We start from the raw sequence: 5,322 nt of genomic DNA, 5'->3' as shown, positions 1-5,322 counted from the left end.
TTAATGGGTTTAGTTTGAGTGATATAAGATTTTATTAGCAGATACTTGATAAAATGCTATAATCTTGCTTTAAATTTTTTAAAGGTTTTTTATGGCTGCTGATGATCAAGAGAAAACAGAAGAACCCACATCCAAGAAAATAGAAGATGCGCGACAAGAAGGAAATGTCCCAAAAAGTCAAGATGCATCTGCTGTGGCTGTACTTATTATAGCTGTGGTTGTGGTGTTGTTTATGATGCCTTTTATAGGTGAGAGAATTAGCGGTTTATATCGTTTTTATCAAAGTTTTATAGGTATTGAAATTGATTTAAAGATTTTACAAAAAATCATTATAAAAACTATGATAGAGATGTTTATTATGGTATTGCCTATTACTTTAGTAATTATGGTAGCGGGTGTGCTTGGAAATCTAATGCAGTTTGGTTTTATTTTTACTACTAAGCCCATTACTCCAAATTTTAATAAAATTAATCCTATTAACGGGCTTAAAAATCTTTTTTCTTTAAAAAAGATTATTGAAGCTTTGAAAATTATACTTAAAGTCGGTGTTGTATTTGGTATAGCTTTTGTTTTTTTATTGCAATTTATGAAAGAACTTCCTAGAGTAGAACTTTATACGATTTATCCACAACTTTTATGGCTTAGGGATAAAGCTATTATACTTGCAGCTATTGTTATTATAGCTTTTTTGATTATAGGGCTTTTAGATGTACTTTTGGTAAGGTATCAATACTTTAAAAACTTACGCATGAGTAAGCAAGAGGTTAAAGATGAATTTAAACAAAGCGAGGGAGATCCTTTGGTAAAAGGAAGAATTCGTCGTTTGCAAATGGAAGCAGCAAGGCGTAGAATGGTGCAAGATGTTGCTAGTGCTGATGTTGTGATTACTAACCCTACCCACTATGCGGTTGCTTTGCGTTATGATAGTTCCAAAGAAGCTGCACCAAAAGTTTTAGCTAAGGGGGTGGATTTTTTAGCTTTGCGTATTAAAGATATGGCATATGAATACAATGTTATGATTTATGAAAATCCTCCTTTAGCTAGAGAACTTTATAAAGCTTGCGAGGTAAATGATCTTATTCCACCAGAGCTTTTTAAAGCAGTGGCAGAGGTTTTAAGCTTTGTTTATACTTCCAATAGACAAAAATTTGCCGATAGATTAAAATAAATTTAGCTTTTTAATCAAGCTTATAATGGTCATAGTTATAGAAAGGGTGTAAATACCTAAAAGTGCTATGCGGTGGGATTTAAGATTGATTTTTTCCATGATTTTTATACCAAGATAAACTCCTAGCATAGAGCTAAATCCTACTAAGCTTCCATTTTGTAACACTTCTTTATCAATGATATCATTATACACAAAAGAACTAATTCCTGAAATTGAAGCAAATATTACAAAAAATAAACTAAGTGGCACTACTTTTTTAGTATCATAGCCTAAAAAATAAGCTAAAATAGGGGTAATTAAAAGCCCACCACCAATTCCTAAAGATATAGCAAAAATTCCTGTAAATACGCCACAAATTAGCAAAATAGAATTTTTTAAGATATTAGAGTGGTTAATGTTTCCAATGGTGCTTTTTTGATTAAAAGCAAATTTTAAAAAGAATACAATACTCACGCATAGAAAAATACTTGTTAAGGTTATATCTGAAAAATATGAGAGTAAAAGCCCGCTAAACATCGCACCTAAAAAGCCTCCAAAGCCTATGATAAGTCCATCTTTTAAGATTAAATTTTTCTTTTTATAGTTTAAATAGGAGCCAAAAATAGAAGCAAAAATCATTTGTACAACAGAAATTGCAACAGCATGATGAGAGCTAAGTCCTAAAGTAAGCATGAAAGGAACGATAATCATACCACCACCTATGCCAAAAACCCCTGAAGCCATACCTGAAAAAATTCCTATAATCATATAAGGAAGTAAAGTTAAATCCATAATTTATAAACCTTTAAATAAAAAATATTGTAACAAAATAAAATTTATTTATCTTTAGAAAATATAATCATAGTCGATTTATGATGACTATAAAGATTTTTTGGAGTTAATATGAAATTTTGTAAAAAATGCGTTATGCCAGATACTAAACCTGATTTGCATTTTAATGATGAGGGAATTTGTGATGCGTGTTGCTCGCAAGAAGCTAAAAATCATGAGATAAATTGGCAAGAGCGTGAAAAAGAATTTCTAGAACTCGTGAAAAAATATAAAAAACATCCTGTGTATGATTGTGTGATAGGAGTAAGTGGTGGTAAGGATTCTACCTTTCAAGTTTTAAAATGTCTTGAACTTGGACTTAATCCTTTGTGTGTTTGTTTTGAACCAAGTATTCCTACTAAAATAGGTAAAAAAAATTTAAAAAATTTAAACAATCTTGGTGTTGATTTAATCCATATCAAAAGAAATCCTTTGGTGTATAAAAAATTGGCCCGCGAAGCTTTTATAAGAACGGGTGATAATGAATGGCAAAACCATTTGGGGATTTTTACATGTGTTCCAAAAGTAGCTGTTGCTTTTGGTATTCCTTTGATTATTTGGGGGGAAAGTCCGCAGATTGAGTATGGTGGGCCAGCTAGCTCTAAAGAAAAAAACACTTTAGGTAGAGAGTGGCTTGAAGAATTTGGCGGACTTTTGGGTAATAGAATTTCTGATATGATTGGTGTTGATGGTATTAGAGAAAAGGATTTATATTTTTATACTTATCCAAGTGATGAAGAGCTTCAAAGAGTAGGAGTTACAGGGTTATTTTTGGGATATTATTTTAAATGGGATTATAAGTATAATTTAAAAATATCTAAAGAAAATGGCTTTAAAACTAGTACAAAACCAGTTGAAACTACTTATGAGAATTTTGAAAATTTAGATTGTTATTCAAATCATGTGCATGATTATTTAAAATACTGCAAATATGGTTTTGGAAGAGCTACGGATAATGCGTGCTTGGATATAAGACTTGGCTATATTAGCCGTGAAGAGGGCGTGAGACTTGTAAATAAATATGATGGAAAGCCACCTAAAAAGGCTATTAAGAAGTATTTGGAATTTAGTGGTTTTAGTGAAAAAGAATTTGAAAAAATTGTCGATTCTTATACTAATAAAAAGATATTTAAACGCGATGAAAATGGTAAATTCTTAAGAGATAGTGATGGATCATTGATAAAAAAAGATGAGTTTGTTTTGAAATGATTTGTATTGTTGATTATCATCTTGGAAATTTTAAATCTGTTTTGAAAGCTTTTGAAAAACTTAATCAAGAAGTGATTATAAGTTCTAAAAAAGAAGATATAAAAAATGCCTCTAAATTAGTTTTACCAGGCGTTGGATCTTTTAAACAAGGTATGGAAAATTTAAAAAAACTTGCACTAGATGAGCTTTTAAAAGAATGTGTTTTAAAAGATAAAAAGCCTATTTTGGGGATTTGTCTTGGTATGCAACTTTTTGCTAGTAAGGGATATGAGGGCGGAGAGTGCGAAGGGCTTGATTTTATAAAAGCAAAGGTTTTGAAATTTGATTTAAGTAAAGAAAAATTATTGCATAGTGGTTGGGATGATTTACAATTTAGTGATAAAAAAAGCAAGCTATTTGATGGAATTTTAGAAAAAAGTGATTTTTATTTTGTGCATTCTTATTATGTAGAGTGTTTAGAAAGTGTGGAAACTTCTTTTTGTGAGTATGAAAAACCTTTTTGTGCAAGTTTTGAAAAAGATAATATTTTTGCTGTGCAATTTCACCCTGAAAAAAGCCAAAATGTAGGTTTGAAACTTTTGGAAAATTTTGCAAATTTAAAGGCCTAGTATGCTTAAAACAAGAATTATACCTTGCGTGTTATTAAAAGATCATCAGCTTGTAAAAAGTATCAATTTTTCTTCTTTTAGAACTATAGGGCATGTAATAAGCACAGCTAGGATATATAATGCTAGAAATGTTGATGAGCTTATAGTTTTGGATATCAATAAAAATGGTGTTATAGATTTTGAAAGCTTAGAAGATATAGCTAATGAATGCTTTATGCCTTTAACTATTGGAGGTGGGATTAGAACTTTAGAAGATATTAGAAAAGTGTTAGATATAGGTGCTGATAAAATTAGTATTAATTCTATGGCTTTGCAAAATCTAGATTTTATTAAAAAGGTGGCAAATACTTTTGGAAGCTCTTGTGTAGTATGCTCGATTGATGTAAAAAAAGACAAAAATAAATTTAAAGTTTTTAATAATGAAATTTTAGATATTGATCCGCTAGAACTTGCATTACAATACGAATCTTTAGGAGCAGGGGAGATACTTTTAACAAGTGTTGATAAAGAAGGAAGTTCTTTGGGGTATGATTGGGAATTACTAGAGTATTTCAAAGGTAAATTAAAAATTCCACTCATTATCAATGGAGGACTTTCTAAGCCTCAAGATGGCGTAAAAGCTATACAACTTGGTGCGAATGCATTAGCTGGTGCTTATATATTTCATTTTAGTCAATATACTCCAAATGATGTTAAAAATGAGCTTTTAAAAAATGATATCCCCGTGAGGATTGCCTTATGATTGTAAATCAATTTCAAGAATTAGAATCAAAAATTGCTTATAAATTTAATGTACATCATTGCCTATATACTCATTCTGGAACTAGTGCTTTATATATTAGTTTTTTATATATAAAATCGTTAGGCAGGACAAAAATTTTAATTCCAAATATTATATGTCCTCAGGTAGTTATAGCAGCTATTAGAGCAGGATTAGACTATGAATTTTGTGATATTAGTTTAGATGATTATGTAATGGATTTGGATAGTATAAAACAAATTTATAAAACTAATAATTTTGATGCATTATTGTTAGCTCATGTTTATGGACATATATGCAGCAATGATATTATCAATTTTTGCAAATTTCATGATATATTTATTATTGAAGATTGTGCTCAAACATATAAAGTTAATCCACTTTGTGATTTATCTATATTTAGTTTTGGACATACAAAATTTTTAGATAATGATTTTATGGGTGGAGCTATATTAAGCATGAATGACTTAAGTAAGTTAAGATGTATTAATAATACTCTTGCTAGTCCTATTCTTGATGATTTAGATTATAATTTACAAGAATATCGCAAAGAATTTTATAATCTAGACAAATCAAATGATAATTATTTTACTAAATTTCAAGAGTTATTGTTAAAATATACAAAATTTTACAAAGTAGAACAATATAATTTTATTTTATACAAAAAATTAGAACAATTAGAGCATATATGTAAAAATAGAATTAAAAAGATGCAAATATATAAGCAAGAAATGATTCATGATTTAATTATTCATCCAAAATTGTCA

At 29.3% G+C, this 5,322-nt stretch carries 6 protein-coding genes; 5 read left to right on the top strand and 1 reads right to left on the bottom strand.

What is annotated here, in order from left to right; genetic code table 11:
* The first annotated feature begins 91 nt into the window (after positions 1 to 91).
* Positions 92 to 1,168, top strand: a complete 1,077-nt coding sequence (flhB, locus tag E2O22_RS07740) for a flagellar biosynthesis protein FlhB (protein WP_133319972.1) — start codon at positions 92 to 94, stop codon at positions 1,166 to 1,168.
* Here flhB and E2O22_RS07735 read toward each other — a convergent pair.
* Positions 1,160 to 1,939 (bottom strand): sulfite exporter TauE/SafE family protein, encoded by a 780-nt coding sequence (locus E2O22_RS07735; RefSeq protein ID WP_133319971.1) that lies wholly within the window; start codon positions 1,937 to 1,939, stop codon positions 1,160 to 1,162. The genes flhB and E2O22_RS07735 overlap by 9 nt on opposite strands.
* A gap of 111 nt (positions 1,940 to 2,050) precedes the next feature.
* Between E2O22_RS07735 and pseA the strand changes: the two genes are divergently transcribed.
* The 4 genes from pseA to E2O22_RS07715 all read left to right on the top strand — a co-directional run.
* Positions 2,051 to 3,187, top strand: coding sequence for a pseudaminic acid biosynthesis protein PseA (gene pseA, locus E2O22_RS07730; protein ID WP_133319970.1), 1,137 nt, complete (start codon positions 2,051 to 2,053; stop codon positions 3,185 to 3,187).
* Positions 3,184 to 3,795, top strand: a complete 612-nt coding sequence (gene hisH / locus E2O22_RS07725) for an imidazole glycerol phosphate synthase subunit HisH (RefSeq protein WP_133319969.1) — start codon at positions 3,184 to 3,186, stop codon at positions 3,793 to 3,795. The genes pseA and hisH overlap by 4 nt, the downstream gene beginning before the upstream one ends.
* A 1-nt stretch (position 3,796) precedes the next feature.
* Positions 3,797 to 4,537: a HisA/HisF-related TIM barrel protein gene (locus E2O22_RS07720; protein WP_133319968.1), complete on the top strand. Its 741-nt coding sequence runs from the start codon at positions 3,797 to 3,799 to the stop codon at positions 4,535 to 4,537.
* On the top strand, positions 4,534 to 5,322 hold a 789-nt coding region (locus tag E2O22_RS07715), incomplete at its 3' end, for a DegT/DnrJ/EryC1/StrS family aminotransferase (protein WP_207921007.1). The genes E2O22_RS07720 and E2O22_RS07715, both read left to right, overlap by 4 nt.

The organism is Campylobacter lari, assembly GCF_004357905.1.
GTDB classification, from domain to species: domain Bacteria; phylum Campylobacterota; class Campylobacteria; order Campylobacterales; family Campylobacteraceae; genus Campylobacter_D; species Campylobacter_D lari_D.
Note: the sequence above shows the minus strand (reverse complement) of the source record. Positions and strands in the feature narration are given on the sequence as shown.

Coding starts and splice junctions, on each gene's coding strand:
- E2O22_RS07735 (WP_133319971.1), bottom strand. CDS start 1,939: ATGGATTTAACTTTACTTCCTTATATGATTATAGGAATTTTTTCAGGT.
- E2O22_RS07720 (WP_133319968.1), top strand. CDS start 3,797: ATGCTTAAAACAAGAATTATACCTTGCGTGTTATTAAAAGATCATCAG.
- pseA (WP_133319970.1), top strand. CDS start 2,051: ATGAAATTTTGTAAAAAATGCGTTATGCCAGATACTAAACCTGATTTG.
- hisH (WP_133319969.1), top strand. CDS start 3,184: ATGATTTGTATTGTTGATTATCATCTTGGAAATTTTAAATCTGTTTTG.
- flhB (WP_133319972.1), top strand. CDS start 92: ATGGCTGCTGATGATCAAGAGAAAACAGAAGAACCCACATCCAAGAAA.